General features: G+C 60.6%; 15 protein-coding genes. 11 read left to right on the forward strand and 4 right to left on the reverse strand.

The window, feature by feature from the left end; all coding sequences use genetic code 11:
* Nucleotides 1-111: 111 nt before the first annotated feature.
* Both B0G80_RS39800 and B0G80_RS39805 read right to left on the reverse strand, forming a co-directional pair.
* Nucleotides 112-936: an oxaloacetate decarboxylase gene (locus tag B0G80_RS39800; protein WP_116123057.1), complete on the reverse strand. Its 825-nt coding sequence runs from the start codon at nt 934-936 to the stop codon at nt 112-114.
* Nucleotides 937-1,324: 388 nt separating this feature from the next.
* Nucleotides 1,325-2,197 carry a LysR family transcriptional regulator gene (locus B0G80_RS39805; RefSeq protein WP_106278522.1) on the reverse strand — a complete coding sequence of 291 codons (873 nt, stop codon included), beginning with the start codon at nt 2,195-2,197 and terminating at the stop codon, nt 1,325-1,327.
* 191 nt (nt 2,198-2,388) lie between these two features.
* On the opposite strand from B0G80_RS39805, the gene B0G80_RS39810 reads away from it, so the two are divergent.
* The 9 genes from B0G80_RS39810 (at nt 2,389) to B0G80_RS39860 (ending at nt 13,649) form a co-directional block, all read left to right on the forward strand.
* Nucleotides 2,389-3,354, forward strand: coding sequence for a sugar ABC transporter substrate-binding protein (locus B0G80_RS39810; protein ID WP_106278520.1), 966 nt, complete (start codon nt 2,389-2,391; stop codon nt 3,352-3,354).
* A 73-nt stretch (nt 3,355-3,427) separates the two neighbouring features.
* On the forward strand, nt 3,428-5,041 hold the full coding sequence (locus B0G80_RS39815) for a sugar ABC transporter ATP-binding protein (RefSeq protein ID WP_116123058.1): 1,614 nt from the start codon (nt 3,428-3,430) through the stop codon (nt 5,039-5,041).
* A 2-nt stretch (nt 5,042-5,043) separates the two neighbouring features.
* Entirely contained in the window at nt 5,044-6,048 is a 1,005-nt protein-coding gene (locus B0G80_RS39820) for an ABC transporter permease (RefSeq protein ID WP_106278517.1), read from the forward strand.
* Between the two features lie 187 nt (nt 6,049-6,235).
* Entirely contained in the window at nt 6,236-7,168 is a 933-nt protein-coding gene (gene rbsK, locus B0G80_RS39825; RefSeq protein ID WP_408969497.1) for a ribokinase, read from the forward strand.
* 122 nt (nt 7,169-7,290) lie between these two features.
* Nucleotides 7,291-8,394, forward strand: coding sequence for a nucleoside hydrolase (locus B0G80_RS39830; protein ID WP_116123060.1), 1,104 nt, complete (start codon nt 7,291-7,293; stop codon nt 8,392-8,394).
* Nucleotides 8,395-8,978: 584 nt separating this feature from the next.
* Nucleotides 8,979-10,751, forward strand: coding sequence for a CHASE2 domain-containing protein (locus B0G80_RS39835; protein ID WP_116123061.1), 1,773 nt, complete (start codon nt 8,979-8,981; stop codon nt 10,749-10,751).
* 2 nt (nt 10,752-10,753) lie between these two features.
* Nucleotides 10,754-11,143: a hypothetical protein gene (locus B0G80_RS39840; RefSeq protein WP_116123062.1), complete on the forward strand. Its 390-nt coding sequence runs from the start codon at nt 10,754-10,756 to the stop codon at nt 11,141-11,143.
* 74 nt (nt 11,144-11,217) lie between these two features.
* On the forward strand, nt 11,218-12,852 hold the full coding sequence (locus B0G80_RS39845) for a M48 family metallopeptidase (protein ID WP_258879174.1): 1,635 nt from the start codon (nt 11,218-11,220) through the stop codon (nt 12,850-12,852).
* 464 nt (nt 12,853-13,316) lie between these two features.
* The gene (locus B0G80_RS39860) at nt 13,317-13,649 is read left to right on the forward strand and encodes a hypothetical protein (protein ID WP_147309980.1); all 333 of its coding nucleotides are present in this window, start codon (nt 13,317-13,319) and stop codon (nt 13,647-13,649) included.
* A 36-nt stretch (nt 13,650-13,685) separates the two neighbouring features.
* On the opposite strand, the gene B0G80_RS39865 is transcribed toward B0G80_RS39860, so the two are convergent.
* Nucleotides 13,686-14,270, reverse strand: coding sequence for a hypothetical protein (locus B0G80_RS39865; RefSeq protein ID WP_116123065.1), 585 nt, complete (start codon nt 14,268-14,270; stop codon nt 13,686-13,688).
* A gap of 113 nt (nt 14,271-14,383) precedes the next feature.
* Here B0G80_RS39865 and B0G80_RS39870 point away from each other — a divergent pair, with 113 nt between their 5' ends.
* Nucleotides 14,384-14,926, forward strand: coding sequence for a MarR family winged helix-turn-helix transcriptional regulator (locus B0G80_RS39870; RefSeq protein WP_116123066.1), 543 nt, complete (start codon nt 14,384-14,386; stop codon nt 14,924-14,926).
* A gap of 65 nt (nt 14,927-14,991) precedes the next feature.
* Here the strand turns inward: B0G80_RS39870 and B0G80_RS39875 are convergent, their stop codons facing one another.
* Nucleotides 14,992-16,215 (reverse strand): IscS subfamily cysteine desulfurase, encoded by a 1,224-nt coding sequence (locus B0G80_RS39875; RefSeq protein WP_116123067.1) that lies wholly within the window; start codon nt 16,213-16,215, stop codon nt 14,992-14,994.
* A 276-nt stretch (nt 16,216-16,491) separates the two neighbouring features.
* On the opposite strand from B0G80_RS39875, the gene B0G80_RS39880 reads away from it, so the two are divergent.
* On the forward strand, nt 16,492-17,022 hold the full coding sequence (locus tag B0G80_RS39880; RefSeq protein WP_116123068.1) for a flavin reductase family protein: 531 nt from the start codon (nt 16,492-16,494) through the stop codon (nt 17,020-17,022).
* The last annotated feature ends 18 nt before the right edge of the window (nt 17,023-17,040 follow it).

Genomic DNA, 17,040 nt, shown 5'->3' on the forward strand with positions numbered 1-17,040 from the left:
ACGCGAACTGCGTACGTTCGTCAGCGAACGATGGCGGCGTGGCAGCCCGGTGCGGGCCGCGGCGTTGTCGACCGCCCGCATGCCCTTTTCGCCACCTCACGACACCTCAACTCACCGGCGGTTCTCAAACAGCTCGTTGAGTTGCGAGCCCGGCGCCGCGCCGGCGAAGCCGTCGAAGCGGCCCTGAGCGAGCGACTGCGCGGCCTGCATGAAACCGCCCCACGCCGCGCGGGCCAGCGCGCCGCCGACGCTGATGCGCCGCACGCCGAGCGCGGCCACGTCCTGCAGCGTGAACGCCGACGTGGAACCGATCAGCAGATTGACGGGCTTCGGCGCCACGGCGGCGACCACCGCCTCGATCTGTTCGCGCGTCTGAATGCCCGGCGCGTACAGACAGTCGGCGCCGGCCTCCGAATAGGCCTTGAGTCGCGCAATCGCGTCGTCGAGATCGGGCGAGCCGGCGAAGAAGTTCTCCGCGCGGCCCACCAGCAGCGTATCGCCGCCGTTTTCGTCGATGGCGCGGCGCGCGGCGCTGATCCGTTCGACGGCGACTTCGATGGAGAAAAGCGGCGCGGCGGCGTCGCCCGTGGCGTCTTCGATCGACAGGCCGGCCACGCCGGTTTCGATGGCGAGCCTGACACTTTCCGCGACCTCGTTCGGCGTGCTGCCGAAGCCGTTTTCGAAGTCCGCGTTGACGGGCAGATCGGTCGCTTCGACGATCTTGCGCAGATGCGCGAGGATCGCGTCGCGCGGCAAGCTGTTGTCGGCGTGTCCGGTGGACCAGGCAAAACCGGAACTGGTGGTGGCCAGCGCCTCGAAGCCGAGCGAATGCAGATAGCGCGCGCTGCCGGCATCCCACGGATTGGGCAGGACGAAACAACCGGACGTATGCAAGGCTTTGAACGCGGCGCGCTTCTCGGCGACGGTGCGGGACATGGCGTATCTCCTGAAAACGGACGAGCCTGAGCTGCCCGTGCTGGTTATGCGACCTCGAGGTCCACGACCGGGAAGTCGGTTTCGGTGTCCGCCGGGCGCGGATCGCCGGCGTGCTAGACGTTGTGCATGCGATGGATGCTGGTTGCGGCGGGTTCCATCATCCGCGAAATCGTTGTTGCTGTGTGCGACATACGTAGGTTCGGATGGGCTTCTCCGCTCGCCGGTTCGGGAGCGCGCCTTTCGACACGCAACGACGAGGTAGCTCCGTGACTTCCGCGACTCCTGTTGCAGCAACCGGCGTCGCCGTACTACGAGACGCGATCGCGCTCAGTTTCGTGCAGGTTAGCCGTAACCGGCCGATACGTTAGCATTCGTTCGTCAGGCGGCGTCAGCGGAAAATCTCGGCAATCAGGTTCGCCACGGTCCGGATGCGCTCACTGTCGCGCAGCGCCGGATGCAGCACCATCCACACGTCCTGATCGAGCGCCTTGATGTGCTTCTCCACGCAGACGAGATCGCTCGTCGTGTCGCCGGCTAGCTGGGCGAGTATGCCGAGTCCTGAGCCGCCCAGCACGCCGTCGAACACACCCATGCCGTAGCTGCTGCGCAGCGACGGCGCCGGAGCGCCGGGCAGGGCCTTCAGCCATTGCGTCGCCGGGTGATCGGGCTGACGGTCGTCGTAGCCGACGAACGAGAGCTTGTCCCACTCCTTCTTCACGATCGCGGCCTTGTGGCGCAGATAGTAGTCGCGCGAGCCGAACAGCCCGAAGCGGATCCTGCCGATCCGGCGAACATAGAGATCGCCCTCTTCGGGGCACTCGGACCACAAAGCGATGTCCGCCTCGCGCCGCGCAAGGCTATAAGGACGCCGCGAAGTCAGGACTTCGATCGCGAGTCCGGGCAGCCGGTCCTGAAACGAGCCGAGCAGCTTCAGCAGAATGTACGACGGCCATTCGACGGCGTTGATCCGCACGGTGCCATGTGCGGGTGCGCCGCCGTTCACGTCCGCGGCGCGTTCGATCTGGTGCGCCAGGTCCTCCATCTGCTCCGCCCAGGCCAGCACCTTGGCGCCGAATGCCGTCACGGTACAGCCCGACGGCACGCGGTCGATCAACGGTTCGCCCAGCCGCCGCTCAAGCTCGGTCAGGCGGCGCGACAGGGTCGGCGCGCTCAGGTCGCACGCCGCGGCGGCCGAGCGCATGGTGCCTTCGCGGGCGATCGCCACCAGAATGCGCAAGTCGTCCCAATCCACGTGTTCCATTTTTGAAACGATAAGTTTTGAAATTTGACATAGCATAACGCAGTTCGCGAGGATAGGATTGGAGCTGGCCATACTTGCCCAGCATACGGGACGACCCTGATGGGTCAGCCAGTGGCGGCAAGTGCGGTGTTCCTACCTATCACACGACTCAACGGCTCTCAGTAGACCGAACGAGCGATACGGAGACATCAATGATTCGCCATTTCCTACCGGCGCGCCGTCGCGCCATCGCAGCCGGCGCAGCTTTCCTCGCTGTGTCGATTTTGCCGATGCCGGCAGCCTTCGCCCAGGCCGCCCATAAACCGAAAGTCGCGCTGGTGATGAAGTCGCTCGCCAACGAGTTCTTCCTGACCATGGAAACGGGCGCCAAGGATTATCAGAAGCAGAATCCGGCAAAGTTCGATCTCGTCACCAACGGCATCAAGGACGAGACTGACACCGCGAACCAGATCCGCATCGTCGAACAGATGATCGTTTCGAAGGTCGACGCGCTGGTGATCGCGCCGGCTGATTCCAAGGCGCTGGTGCCGGTCCTGAAGAAAGCGGTCGATGCCGGCATCATCGTGGTCAATATCGACAACAAGCTGGACAACGACGTGCTCAAGTCGAAAGACCTGAACATCCCGTTCGTCGGGCCGGATAACGCGAAGGGCGCACAGAAGGTCGGCGACTACCTGGCCAAGCACCTGAAGGCGGGCGACAACGTCGGCATTATCGAAGGTGTCACGACCACAACCAACGCGCAGCAACGTACGGCCGGCTTCAAGCAGGCCATGCAATCGGGCGGCATGAAGGTCGTCGCGCTGCAATCGGGCGAGTGGGAAATCGACAAGGGCAACGCCGTCGCGAGCCAGATCCTCAACGCGAATCCGGACGTCAAGGCCTTGCTGTGCGGCAACGACAACATGGCGATCGGCGCCGTGTCGGCTGTGCGCGCGGCCGGCAAGGCGGGCAAGGTGCAGGTGGTCGGCTATGACGACATTAACGCGATCAAGCCGATGCTCAAGGACGGCCGCGTGCTCGCCACCGCTAATCAATACGCCGCCAAGCAGGCAGTGTTCGGCATCGACACGGCTTTGAAGGCGCTTTCCGAACACAAGAAGCAGTCTGAATTGTCCGGCGTCGTCGAAACGCCGGTCGATCTGGTCACCAAGTAAGACGGGTGCAAGGTGTGGCCCGCTCCGTCAAGGGGCCACGCCGTCTGATTTCTGTCCAGCCTGAATCAATCTGATGTCCACTCCTATTTCATCCCTTGCTGACGCCGCCCCCGTGCTGCGCGTGCACGGCGTCGGCAAGACCTACGTCGAGCCCGTGCTCGCCGATGTTTCGCTCGAATTGCACGCGGGCGAAGTGCTGGCGCTGACCGGCGAAAACGGCGCGGGCAAGAGCACCTTATCCAAGATTATCGGCGGCCTCGTCACGCCGACCGCGGGTTCGATGACCCTCGGCGGCGCAGCCTATACGCCGGCCAGCCGCAACGACGCCGAGGCGCTCGGCGTGCGCATGGTCATGCAGGAGCTGAACCTGCTGCCCACGCTCTCAGTGGCCGAGAACCTTTTTCTGAACCGTCTGCCGCGGCGCGGCATGTTCGGCTGGATCGACCGCGCCAAGCTGCGCGAGGATGCACGGCATGCCATGGCGCAAGTCGGCCTCGACGCAATTGATCCCGACACGCTGGTCGGCACGCTCGGCATCGGGCATCAACAGATGGTCGAGATCGCGCGCAATGTGATCGGCGATTGCCGCGTGCTGATTCTCGACGAACCCACCGCGATGCTGACCGCCCGCGAAGTCGATCTGCTGTTCGAGCAGGTCGAGCGGTTGAAGGCGCGCGGCGTCGCGCTGGTGTACATCTCGCACCGGTTGGAAGAATTGAAGCGTATCGCGAGACGCGCTGCCGTGTTGCGCGACGGCCGGCTCGTACATGTCGACGAGATGGCCAATCTCACCACCGACCGTATCGTGACCCTGATGGTCGGCCGCGATATCGGCGACCGGATCGATCTCGGCGAGCGGCGCATCGGCGAGGTGGCCTTCAAGGTCAGCGGCATGACGCGCGAGCCGGTGGTGCGCGACGTGTCCTTCGAGGTCAAGGCCGGCGAGATTTTTGGCATCAGCGGACTGATCGGCGCCGGGCGCACGGAGTTGATGCGGCTTATCTATGGCGCTGACCGCGCGGACGCGGGCACGGTGTCGATCGGTCGCGAAGGCGGCGCGCTTGAGCCTGTGGCGATCGCTTCGCCGTCTGACGCCGTGAAGCACGGCATCGCGCTGATCACGGAAGATCGCAAAGGCGAGGGCCTGTTGTTGACCCAGCCGATTGCCGCCAACATTTCGCTGGGCCACTTGCGTTCGGTGTCGAGCAAGGGCGTGGTGGACGGCCGTCGTGAAGCGGCTTTGGCGCACCAGCAGATCGACGCGATGCGCATTCGCAGTTCCGGGCCGTCGCAGCCGGTGTCCGAGTTGTCGGGCGGCAATCAGCAGAAGGTGGTGATCGGCCGGTGGCTCGCGCGCGATTGCACGGTGCTGCTGTTCGATGAGCCGACGCGCGGCATCGACGTCGGCGCGAAGTTCGATATCTATGCATTGATGGGCGCGCTGGCTCGCGAAGGTCGAGCACTGGTGGTGGTATCGAGCGACCTGCGCGAATTGATGGCGATTTGCGACCGGATCGCGGTGATGTCGGCGGGACGCATGACGGGCCTGTTCGAGCGCGGCAACTGGACTCAGGACGCGCTGCTGGCGGCGGCATTCGCAGGCTACGCCAAGCGCGATGACATGTTGCACGAGCCGATCGAACCCGACGCGAAGGCGCCCGACGAAAGTAAATTAGTGGAGTATTGAGCATGACCGTTGAAACCAGTCTGCCTACACTGCAGAACGAACCACCCAAAAACGCAAAGCCACTTGGCACGCGACTCGGATTGTCGAACTACCTTGGATTGCTCGGCGCGCTCCTCGGGATGATCGTGCTGTTCTCGCTGCTGAGTTCGCACTTTCTGACTTACGACACGTTCAGCACGATCGCCAACCAGATTCCCGATCTCGTCGTGATGTCGATCGGCATGACGTTCGTGCTGATCATTGCCGGCATCGATCTGTCGGTCGGCTCGGTGCTGGCGCTCGGCGCGGCGCTCACGAGCGTCGCGGCCCTGCAATGGCATTGGCCGGCGCTGCCCGCGGCCTTGCTCGGTATGGCGGGCGCGACGCTAACCGGCTGCGTGACCGGCGCGATCACCGTGGCATGGCGGATTCCGTCGTTCATCGTGTCGCTCGGCGTGCTGGAAGCCGCGCGCGGTCTCGCGTATCAGTTGACCAACTCGCGCACGGCTTATATCGGCGATGCCTTCGATTTTCTCTCCAACCCGGTCGCGTTTGGCATCTCGCCGGCTTTCATCATCGCCATTGTGGTGATGGTCGCCGCGCAGTTCGTGTTGACGCGTACCGTCTTCGGACGCTATCTGGTTGGCATCGGCACGAACGAGGAAGCGGTGCGGCTCGCGGGCGTCAATCCGCGGCCTTACAAGATCGCGGTGTTCGCGATGATGGGACTGCTCGCCGGCCTCGCTTCGCTATTCCAGATTTCGCGGCTCGAGGCCGCGGATCCGAATGCCGGGCAGGGTATTGAATTGCAGGTGATCGCGGCGGTGGTGATCGGCGGAACGAGTCTGATGGGCGGGCGCGGTTCGGTGACGAGCACATTCTTCGGCGTGTTGATCATTTCGGTGCTGGCCGCGGGTCTTGCGCAGATCGGCGCGACCGAGCCGACCAAGCGCATCATCACGGGAGCTGTGATTGTCGTGGCTGTCGTGCTGGATACTTATCGAAGCCGGCGTCGTCGCGCCGGGTAATTGTGAACGTCCCGTGGATGGTCAGCAGCTTTGCATGGGACCGGAGGAAGTGCTGAAGGGCTAACTCTGGTCGACCGCGTTGCATGGGACCGGAGGAAGTGCTAAAGCACTAACTCTGGTCGACCGCTGTGCATGGGACCAGAGTAAGCGCTAAAGCGCTAACTCTGGTCGACAGGAGAAAATGAAAGTGTCAAAAGAAACGAAACAAGGCCGGGTGCTGGTAGTGGGCAGCATCAATACGGATCTCGTCGCGCGCGCACCGCATTTGCCGCGCCCCGGCGAGACGATTGGCGGACATGAGTTCTCGCAGGTCGCCGGCGGCAAGGGCGGCAACCAGGCGGTTGCGGCCGCGCGCATTGGCGCGCAGGTGGCCATGGTCGGATGCGTCGGCAAAGACGCGAACGGCGCGCAGCGCGTCAAGGATCTGGAGGCGGAAGGGATCGACTGCAGCGGCGTGGAGGTCCACCCGGGCCAGCCGACCGGTGTCGCTATGGTGACAGTATCCGATGACGGGCAGAACACGATTGTCGTGGTCGCCGGCAGCAACGGCGAACTCACGCCGGAAAGCGTGGCTCGCCATGAAGCTGCCGTCAAGGCTTGCGATGTCGTGGTGTGCCAACTGGAAACGCCGTGGGATTCTGTTCACGCAACGCTCGCGCTCGCTCGCCGGCTCGGCAAGATCACCGTGCTGAACCCGGCGCCGGCGACGGGGCCGTTGCCGGCGGAATGGCTGCCGCTGGTCGACTACCTCGTGCCGAACGAGGTCGAAGCCGCCATCCTGGCCGGTCTGCCGGTCGAATCGCAAAGCGGCGCGCGGCGCGCGGCGACGGAGTTGCAACAGGGCGGGGCGCGCAATGTGATCGTCACGCTCGGCGCGCAGGGCGCGTATCTGCTGGTGGAAGGCGGCGAGGGCATGCATTTCCCCGCGCCTCAGGTGCAAGCGGTCGATACGACGGCGGCCGGTGACACTTTTATCGGCGTCTTTGCCGCGCAACTTGCCTCACGGCAACCGCTGGAAAGCGCGATCAGCCTCGCACAACGCGCGGCGTCGATCTCCGTGACGCGCGCGGGTGCGCAGCCTTCCATACCGACACGCGCGGAAGTCGACAGCGCAGCCTGACACGGATGCCGGTTGTGACATGAGGCGCTCCGGATTGCCACTTTTGGTGGCTCGACGTTGATTTATCGGCACCATCTCACGATGGTGTTCCCTTGTTAATCGCGCTCTCCAATGGACGAAACATGAAATCACAATACGTAGGCATGCTGATGATGTCGCTAGGAGTGGCTGCGTGCGGAGGCAGCATATCGACCACTGATCCTCTCGCCAACTCGCCGAAGGTCATCATCGATTCAGACTTCAACACGATGGGCGACGACGGCCAGCTTTTCGCCATGACCACGCAGTTGATGGGGCAGGGCAAGGTCAATCTGCTTGGACTCACCGTCGTTACCGGCAACGACTGGTTGCTGCAGGAAGAGTCGGATGCGCTCAAGGCGGTGGAACGGATGGGCGTGCAGAACGTCGTGGGTGTGTACGGCGGGGCCCGTTATCCGCTGCAATACGACGTAGCGAGCATTCGCGCGCAGCAGGTCGCCAATCCGAACGGCTACTTCGGCGCGTGGAGCCGGCCCGAGCCGACTCAGCAGTCTCAACTCGTTGCGCCGCCGGACGGGTTCGCGGCGTCGACGAAACTGCAGGCGCAGGGCGCGGCGGATTTCATGATCCAGACCATCAAGCGCTATCCGAACCAGGTCACTATTCTGGAGGTCGGGCCGCCCACTAACCTTGCCACGGCGATCATGAAGGCGCCGGAGATCGTACCGCTGATCAAGCGAATCGTCTACATGGGCGGCGCAATGGCGGTGCCGGGCAATGCGAATGCCGTGGGAGAACTCAACTGGTGGTTTGATCCGCTGGCTGTGCGCACGGTATTGCAGACGTCGATTCCACAAGCCGTGATTCCGCTCGATGTGACGAATACGGTGCCGCTGACACAAAGCGTCTATGACCAGATCGTCAATAATCCGAGCAAGCAGACCGCGGTGACGAAGGCGTACGGGATTGCTAATGCCGGGGCGTTCGCTAGCAATACCGATCTGTTCGATACGTTGACGATCGCGTATTTCCTTGATCCTGCTTACGCTACGCAAACAAAGAGTGCGTATCTGGATATCGATACGACGAGCGGTGAAGATCAGGGGCATGTGAAGGTATATCCGGACCAGCCGGCGGCAGGAGCTTCGCCGCAGAAGATCACTTATGTCACGCAGTTTGATAACGACCGGTTTTTTGGCCTTTATGTGGATCTGCTGACAAGGCCTGTGCCGATTGCGTTGCCGTAAGGTGATGGGTAAGCGTCCTGAGCCGGGAACGTTGCAGAGGCACACGCTCCCCGTTCAGACTTGATGGACGAGTTCTTCCGAGGGGCGTGCCATAGTTTCCGGCTGGTCGTCCGACTACTTAGCGCACGCTCGCCCAGCAGGGAGACGCCGCTCATTCCATTTTTCTCTTCAGCGCTCGCTTGATGCCACGCCGGTCGCAAAAGAAAGTGCGCCGAGCTCAATTGCCGATCTGGGCGAAAACGCGTGGCCACTGAATAGTCTTTATCCGCCAGTTGTACCTGCTCCGAACATCGTTTGCGAGCAGGGTTGGTGCGCAGGAGACTAATGGCGGCGAATGACTAACTATCGGCCGATGTGCCGGCGCTGACCCTGCCAGCGCGGAACAAAAGCAGTGGCAGAATCTTAGTCATCTAGACGAAAAAATCCAGGTTGCGGTCCGCGAACGACTTTATTCATACGTAAGGTGTTCACGCCCCGGACGCTTCGCCTCGCGTTTACCCGACGAAAATTAAGCTAACGTAAAGATAGAGGATTTTCTAGACTCCTTTCTGTTGTTTCGTTCCTCTGACATTTCAGGCCGGACAATGGCGAAGCAGAAAGAAGAACAGGGGCATAAAGATGCGAAGCACGAAGGCGGCGGCTTTTGGCATTTGTTCGGCCGGGCTGCTCTATCGGTAGTGCTGGGTATTGTGCTTGCTTTTCTGCTGCCCACACGGTTTGGCGAGGAAATGGGTGCGCAGACGATGGCGCGCTATGCGGCGCCGTTCTCAGGCTATCTGTTTGACCGCGCACGAGCGAAGGTGGTCGATAACAACCGGGTCGATTGGTACAGCAAGAGCATCACCGTGCTCGTAATCGATGCCGAGGTTCTCCGTGCTTGCAAAGAAGGCTGGCCGGCTCATTACTCTTTTTACAGCTGGCTTCTGCAATATCTCAACAGGTTTCCGCCGAAGGGTGTGTTCATCGACGTGATTCTTTCCCAGTCCAAGGGGCAGGATGCCGCGAAACGCAAAAAAGCCAAGGAACTCAAGGATCCAGAGGAACCCGAATGTCGCGATGAAACCGTTGATCCTGGTCCGATCGAGACATTGGATGAGTCTGACTTCGACCACTTCAGAAACGCGCTCATGCGCCTGACATCGCGGAATAATGTACCGGTGTTTCTGGCTGCTCGGCGGACGATTGAAAACACGCTCGTCACCAACCCGGATCTCGACAGCGATGACGACTTGAAGAAACTGAAACGTGTTGGCATTGAGTTCTCTGCCCATTCGGTCGACCGGCTGGCATGGACTTATCCACTCGTTTATCCCAAAGACGAATCGGCCGGCAAAAAAGAACCGAGCCTCGAGCAAACCGCGCATAGTATGCCGGAGCAACCCGGCACTTCGGAAGACGACTGTCCACGGAGCGCCGCCTTCTCGATTTTCAAGGAGTTGTACCACGGAACACTTGATGTGCCGTGCACCGAGGCTGCATTCATGTCGGTCACATGGCCGCTCGACACGGCGGCATACGGCTTGCATTGGCACGAGTCCATGGACGGAGAGCGGGAAGAGCGTCACGGGATCTGGCCGCGAGTGGATTCCAGGGACGGCGACGAGGACATGTACTGCACTTCGAACGAGAGTCAGATCAAACTCTTGTGGCGTGCGGAGGCACGTGCGTTCTTACGTCCATTGAGCCGGCCGCTCTGCGTACACTATCGGACTATTCACGCGAGCCAGTTACCAAAGCATATGGGTGACGGACCGAACGTTGCGATACCGAACGATCTGGAACTCAGCGACGCTGAACTCAACGACGCGTTCCGGGGCCGCTTCGTGATGATTGGCACGTCGTTCGCCTATTCCAATGACCTCGTGCTCTCCCCTCTTCAGGACCGTATTCCTGGCGTGTTTCTGCATGCCGCCGCGCTCGACAATCTCTTGACCGATCCCAACGATCTGGAAAAGGTCGAGGCCTGGGAACTCAAACTCAACATGCCCCTCAACCGGTGGCGCAAGATTCTCACGCTTGGCGGCGCCGGTTTCATCGGGTTCTTCATCATTGTGAGCATCAAGAAGAAAGTCAGGAAGGTATTTGCGGAGTTTCATCACGAGCGCACGCATTGGAGAAAGCGATTCCATCCGCACTGGTGGATCGCGAAGTCGATCACGGCCGGTTTCAATATCGCATTGCTTGTGATCAGCCTAGCTGTGCTCGTGTCATTCGGCGTGGCGATGATCCTGTTCGGCGCCTGGATGCATATTCCATTTCTCGTCGTGGCGCATATCCTCGCCTGCGCTATTGCAGTCGAATCGCTCGAGTGGAGCGAACATCTGTTCAACTGGATCACCGACAGCAAGGAGAAGTGATCATGCAAAAGGTTCGAGATGCCCGGCAGCGGGTCAAGCACGCCTTGCTGGCTGCAACGGCGGCCTTAGCGTTCGCTGCGACGGCAGGCGGCTACGTTTTTGCTCAAACACAGGCTTCTGTCGATGCGCTGAAACCTGGCGCAGCAGTGAAGCTTTACAGTGCGCCAGACACCAAGAGCAGTTCGGTGGACGCAGACGCCAAATCACTACCGCTTCCCATAGCGGGTGCGTCCCAAAAGGGCTTCTATCCCGTGAAAATCGGCCAGACGACATATTGGGCAGACGGCATGGCTGTGAAGATCGTTCGCAACGTGCAGGCCCGCTGCAGCCAATCTGCTGGCGTCCAGGCCGCCGGCACGCTGGGCGCTGCCGCCAACCGGTGTGGTAACTGATCATGCGCACCGGACGCCGATACTTTTGTGGTGCATGCGCAAGCCTTCTGCTTGGAGCGTGCGCGGACGTCAAAATGCCGGGCGGCTTGTCGAACCTGGGCATTGGCGGCGGTTCCGCGAAAGGACCGACGCTCGACACCGTCGGATCTCTTCCGCCGCCACCCGCTCGCAATTGGCCCGACATCAGGCTAGATCTGATGAACGCGCGCGCCGACGGCTGGGGCCTCGTGCCGATGCCCGAAATGGAAGCGTACCTGAACGGCCTGCTCGCAACGATCAAGAAAACCGCGGGTACGCCAAACTATCCGGGCTCAGTGCATATCATCTCGGAGAATGGACTCAACGCAAACTCGAGTCCGGGCGGGAACATTTTTGTGTCCGTGGGCTGGCTGCAATCGGCCGAATCGGAAGATGAGATATTTGCGATCCTCTCTCATGAGTTCGGCCATATCTACCTCAATCATCACGCGATCTTCGACGCGCGCACGGCCGGCGATACGTCGCTTGCCATTGTGTCGCTCGCCTGGACGGTGACGAACAAATCACCGACGTCCAGTTCATGGAGCGGCGTGGACAATATCGCGGTAGTGCAGACGCTCGGCACGCGGGTGCTGTTTCCCGCCTGGCAACGCAGCGTGGAGGAGCAGGCGGATCGGTTCGGCGCGACGATCAGCTTGCGTTGCGGCTATTCGTATGTCGACGGTTTCAAGGCTTTCTTCGAGCGCGTCATAGCATACGATCAGGATGCCAAAATACGACGTCAGAAGCTGCATGAAAAGCAGCTGCAGGCAGGGCGGGAGAAGGCGGGTCAACAGGCTGCGGCGCAGGCACACGCCCAGCCGGTCGCGCCGGTTGTCGGCGGTGGCGCAGCACAAACGGTGAACCAGCTCAGCAGCATCGGCGAGTTGCGTGACGCGGTCTCACAGTACACTTCCGCGCGTGCGGGGGCGCAGGCGAGCGTTGCGGAGAATCTCTTCGACGCGCGCGCGGTGATCGACGACCAGATCTCGGCCCAACTCGAAACGCTGCACGACGATCACGGCGATCCGGCCGCTCGCGAAGATAACCTGACCGAACTCGTGCGCCCGATGCTCGGAGACAAGCGGCCCGAGCCGCGCATCGAGCCGTGGAACGCCGCTCGAAAGCGCGGCTCGACCGCGCTCATTCTGGCTCACTATAAAGCCATCTCCGAGATGCAGGATCTGCAGGCTGCAGGTAACTACTCGCAGGCGCTGCAGGTAGCGACAACGGTCGCATCCGGTCCCACAGCGGACCATGCCTACCCCGTGTTTCTCCTGTCGAATCTGATGACGTTATCACGGTCTGCGCCGTCTGATACGCAGACGCTGGTGCTGCGGCGCAATCTCAATTCGCGCGACCGCTCATGGGCGGTACAGACTAATCTTGCCAATCGCATAGGGCAGAAAGACCCGAAGCAAGGCGAAGCGTTTTTGCTGCAACAGTTCGAGTACTTCGGCAGGACGTCGGTAACCTGGCCGAGCGTGGTCTCGTGGTATCGCGAACACGGAGATATCAACCACGCCAAGCAGTTGGCTACCACATGCTGGACAGAGCATCCGGAAATGCGTGCGGCCTGCGTCGCCGCTTCGCAGGCTCCGGCGCAAAACAAGAGCGACGGTCAGGCAGGCGGGTTCAGTAAGGCTTTCGACAAGGTGCTCGATCAGGCGAAGGGGCTGTTGCCGAAGTAATGGATCGGGTGACCGTGTGTCGAGGTGAACGCGGCAATCACCAATGAAGTGCATTACCCGGCGGCCAATGTGCGCGCACGCAAGTGCGCTCACCTGACCGTCGACCATCTCTCCCTCTGAGTTTCCCGAGACCAACTTGAGTCCGATGACCATATGGTCGACACGAAATTTCTGCCCGTGGCGCATCGGCATTCAATATCCGTGGATGCGGACGCGAGTGCTTTAATTGACAAGCTCCACAGCTACTCACGTGTCGATGTACCCAAGTGGCTATAGCATCAATCTTCGGCTAGCGCCCAGTCAAACAGATCGCGCTTCGTGCGAATGCCCAGCTTTGCGAACGCTCGTTTTACATACGACTCCGCGGTGGAGGGTGACGTCCAGGTGGCTCGCGGCGTTCGGAATAGTCTTTCCAGCGAGCAGCAACTTGCAGACAACTGAGTCCAGCGGGTACAGGTGTGGTCGTGCCGCGCGAAGACGGCTGGTTATTGCACACTAACCATTTCCTCGACCGCGCGTTCAGTGTGGACGAGAATTCGACAACTCGCTTGCGCTTCGAGCATCTTCAGCGGGTTGTGCCGCAGATGATCAGCGATAATCTGGCCGTTCGTGCGGACGTCATGTGCGGCGTCGACGGCGACGCGTCGCCGACTGGCTTTCACCCGGACATGACGCCGGCTGATATGCAGCGTTGGGAAACCTTACTCACTGTCGGGATCGACACTGCAAGCCGCGCTCTCGAATACGCGGCCGCGAATCCGTACGGCCTTTCCCAAAGCGGCCTCGTGCATTTCTAGTCCGGGTACAACCTGTCGCCGGACAGACGGACATACTTAATCGAAGGCCGCGGGTTGCCCGAACGGCAGGGCAAATGCAGCGTCCGAATACATGGCGATAAAGTCCGCCAGCCTGTCTTGTAGCTCAATAGGCGGAAGCCACGGATAAAGCAAGGCGCCTTGCAGTGCGCTCAACTTCTCCGCATGCGGGTCGGGCACGGCATCCATTCGTTCAATGTGAATATGCAGTTGGACGATCAGATCCTTGCCGCCCATTTCGCTACCGAAGCGCCAACGGTACATCCCTTTCCCGATCCGAAGCGACCCGGTCTCCTCTTGCCGCATGACAACTAGCCACGGCATCGAACAGGCTCGACCTTCATCCACCTGTGGCTTTGTGCACACGTAGTAGGTTCGGCACCTGTCGAAGCGTTCGCCGAAGTCGGCCACCAGCGTTTTGGCGATCGCGGGCGCGCCGATTACGCGACGGGGAAAATCGATGTTGTCCGTTGCAATTGAAAAGGTCAATTCAGCGTCGGGCGAGAAGCATTCGGATATCAACTCCGGGCGATTCAGGTCCTTCGCACGAAGGTAGCATTCAAGAAGTGACCGAACGGACGAAGTTGGAATGGCGGTGTTCATGTATGAGCCTCAGAACGGAAGCGAGAGGGGCGGCTGCGGCGGGGCGTTCTAACCTTTGAAGTATAATTACCTTTCAAAGGTAAAAGCGCGTGGCACCCAGGAGTGAAGATGTTATGGCAAAGAATCAAGAGGAGGTTGTTCTGACAGTAACGAACCCGGCCTGTCTGGTCGACGGCTCGGACGCGGAGTTTCGGCATCTGGTCAACGGATTGCTGCCGTTTGCGGCGCGCTTACTGTCGGTTCGGGATGGGTTCGGCACGCTGATCGGCCTCACGGGAATTCAGTATTCGTTGCTGATCGCCATTGCCCAGCTCTCACACGACGATGTCGTCACGGTCAACCAGTTGGCCGACCACCTGCATTTGAGCGGAGCGTTCATTACCATCGAAACCGGCAAACTCAAGAAACTGGGCTTGATCGACAAACGGTCTCATCCCGAAGACAAACGGAAGATGCGGCTGACTGTCACCGCAGCGGGTTCCAGGTTGCTGAAAGAGCTTGCCACGAAGCAGCAGCATATCAATGACGTGCTGTTCGAAGGTGTGACCAAAACCGAGTTCAAGGTGCTGTGTTCGGTGGTGGATCGGCTGGTCGCCAATGGCGATCGCGCCACGCTCGATCTTTCTCACCTGATCGCGCGACAGGAAAAACGCTGACGATTCGCTCACCGCTACCTGCCACGAAAGAGCGAATCGGCGCCGTGACCTTTCGCGCAGCCCACTCAGTGGGCGGCCCATTGAATCGTGTTCAGATCGATCCCTTCGAGATGCATGTCCCACAGCGGACTCAGCGCGCGCAGCTTCGTCACGGTGTTCTGAACCTGGAGAATCACCTGGTCGATTTCTTCCTCCGTGGTGAACCGTCCCAGCGTGAAGCGGATCGAACTGTGCGCCAGTTCGTCGCTGCGGCCGAGCGCCCGCAAGACATACGACGGCTCCAGCGAAGCCGACGTACAGGCTGATCCCGACGAGACCGCGACTCCCTTTATGCCCATGATCAAGGATTCGCCTTCCACGAAATTGAAGCTGACATTCAGGTTGTGTGCAATACGGTGCGTCATGTCGCCGTTGACGTAGACCTCTTTCATCTCTGTCAAACCTGCCAGCAGCCGGTTGCGTAAAGCCTCGACGCGGCGGCTCTCGGACACTATCTCTTCCTTTGCGATTCGAAATGCTTCACCCATGCCGACAATCTGATGGGCAGGTAGCGTTCCGGAGCGCATTCCCCGTTCATGTCCGCCGCCGTGCATCTGTGCTTCGATCCGAATGCGCGGCTTGCGGCGCACATACAGGGCACCCACGCCTTTCGGGCCGTACACCTTATGAGCCGTCACGGTTAGAAGGTCCACGTTCAGCGCGTTCACATCGATGGCAATCTTCCCCGCGGCCTGCACAGCATCGCAATGAAACACGATGCCTTTCGCGCGGCACATGGCGCCGATCTCTGCAATAGGCTGCACGACGCCGGTTTCATTGTTGACCATCATGACGGACACGAGAACCGTGTCGGGTCGTATTGCATTTTCTAGCGCACCCAGATCCAGCAGACCATCCTGCTGAACGTCCAGATAGGTCACTTCGAAACCCTGTCGCTCCAACTCACGGCACGTGTCCAGTACCGCTTTGTGCTCGGTTTTCACCGTGACAATGTGCCGGCCCTTTCCCTTGTAGAAGTTGGCCGCGCCTTTGATCGCCAGATTGTTACCTTCGGTCGCGCCGGAGGTCCAGACGATCTCTCGCGCGTCGGCCCCGAGCAACTCGGCAACCTGTGTGCGAGCCGTTTCCACTGCGTCGTCCGCTTCCCACCCGTAACTGTGGCTGCGCGATGCAGGGTTGCCGAAGCTCTCGTTCAGGAACGGAAGCATGGCTGCGACGACCCGCGGATCGACCGGTGTCGTTGCGCTGTAGTCCATGTAAATCGGGCGGGATAACTGCTTGGTTTGCATTGTTTCTATTCCATAAGGCTCGGTCGATTCGTATCGGGTGAATGCCGGTAGATGCAGCGAACGGAGTGTAGCGCGGAGTCGAGCGACTCCTGGCCAACATCCATCCAGCGAGTAGGGTCGTCGTTTCCATGCCATCTTCAAATCGGGGTTTACGATAACTTGATTAGCTTTATTGAGCAGCATGTAATAAAAGCTAAGCTACAAAGCTAATAAACAACGCTTTGTGTGATGAATTCTAGCATCGCCCGGTCGGCGGTGCACTGGAAGGAGGCCGAGATGAGTGAAAGCACCATGACGTCCGACGACAAGGTGGACACGCAACGCCAGTTTCGAACGGCATTGTCGATGTTCGCGACTGGGGTGGCCGTGATCACGGCGCCTAGAAACAATGCGCCGCCCATCGGTATCACCGTGGCGTCGTTCAACTCCGTTTCGCTCGATCCGCCCTTGATTCTGTTTTCCGTCGACCGGCGAAACCTGAGCTTGCCCGACCTGAGCGCGGTCGGAACCTACGCGGTGAACGTGCTCGAGGAAGCCCAGCAGGATCTGTCGAATCGATTCGCGAAGGCGAACAGCGACAAATGGCGAGGCATGCCGGGCGTTTCGGAAAAACGCGCTGAGGCGGTTCTGCTGCCCGACTCGCTGGCCACTTTCGAATGCGAACCCTATGCGCAGTACGACGGGGGAGACCACGTCATCTTCGTCGGACGCGTCAGGAAATATCAAACCCGGTCGGAAGGTCGGCCGCTCGTCTTCTTCGGCGGCCGATACCACACGCTCAACGGTGCGCACCAGCCTTCCGCCTGAGCGCGTAGCTGCCCCAAT

The organism is Paraburkholderia sp. BL6669N2 (assembly GCF_003387275.1).
GTDB lineage: Bacteria > Pseudomonadota > Gammaproteobacteria > Burkholderiales > Burkholderiaceae > Paraburkholderia.

Excerpts from the sequence above, each read along its gene's own strand:
- B0G80_RS39800 (WP_116123057.1), bottom strand. The coding sequence starts at position 936 with ATGTCCCGCACCGTCGCCGAGAAGCGCGCCGCGTTCAAAGCCTTGCAT.
- B0G80_RS39805 (WP_106278522.1), bottom strand. The coding sequence starts at position 2,197 with ATGGAACACGTGGATTGGGACGACTTGCGCATTCTGGTGGCGATCGCC.
- B0G80_RS39810 (WP_106278520.1), top strand. The coding sequence starts at position 2,389 with ATGATTCGCCATTTCCTACCGGCGCGCCGTCGCGCCATCGCAGCCGGC.
- B0G80_RS39815 (WP_116123058.1), top strand. The coding sequence starts at position 3,428 with ATGTCCACTCCTATTTCATCCCTTGCTGACGCCGCCCCCGTGCTGCGC.
- B0G80_RS39820 (WP_106278517.1), top strand. The coding sequence starts at position 5,044 with ATGACCGTTGAAACCAGTCTGCCTACACTGCAGAACGAACCACCCAAA.
- B0G80_RS39830 (WP_116123060.1), top strand. The coding sequence starts at position 7,291 with ATGAAATCACAATACGTAGGCATGCTGATGATGTCGCTAGGAGTGGCT.
- B0G80_RS39835 (WP_116123061.1), top strand. The coding sequence starts at position 8,979 with ATGGCGAAGCAGAAAGAAGAACAGGGGCATAAAGATGCGAAGCACGAA.
- B0G80_RS39840 (WP_116123062.1), top strand. The coding sequence starts at position 10,754 with ATGCAAAAGGTTCGAGATGCCCGGCAGCGGGTCAAGCACGCCTTGCTG.
- B0G80_RS39845 (WP_258879174.1), top strand. The coding sequence starts at position 11,218 with ATGCCGGGCGGCTTGTCGAACCTGGGCATTGGCGGCGGTTCCGCGAAA.
- B0G80_RS39865 (WP_116123065.1), bottom strand. The coding sequence starts at position 14,270 with ATGAACACCGCCATTCCAACTTCGTCCGTTCGGTCACTTCTTGAATGC.
- B0G80_RS39870 (WP_116123066.1), top strand. The coding sequence starts at position 14,384 with ATGGCAAAGAATCAAGAGGAGGTTGTTCTGACAGTAACGAACCCGGCC.
- B0G80_RS39875 (WP_116123067.1), bottom strand. The coding sequence starts at position 16,215 with ATGCAAACCAAGCAGTTATCCCGCCCGATTTACATGGACTACAGCGCA.
- B0G80_RS39880 (WP_116123068.1), top strand. The coding sequence starts at position 16,492 with ATGAGTGAAAGCACCATGACGTCCGACGACAAGGTGGACACGCAACGC.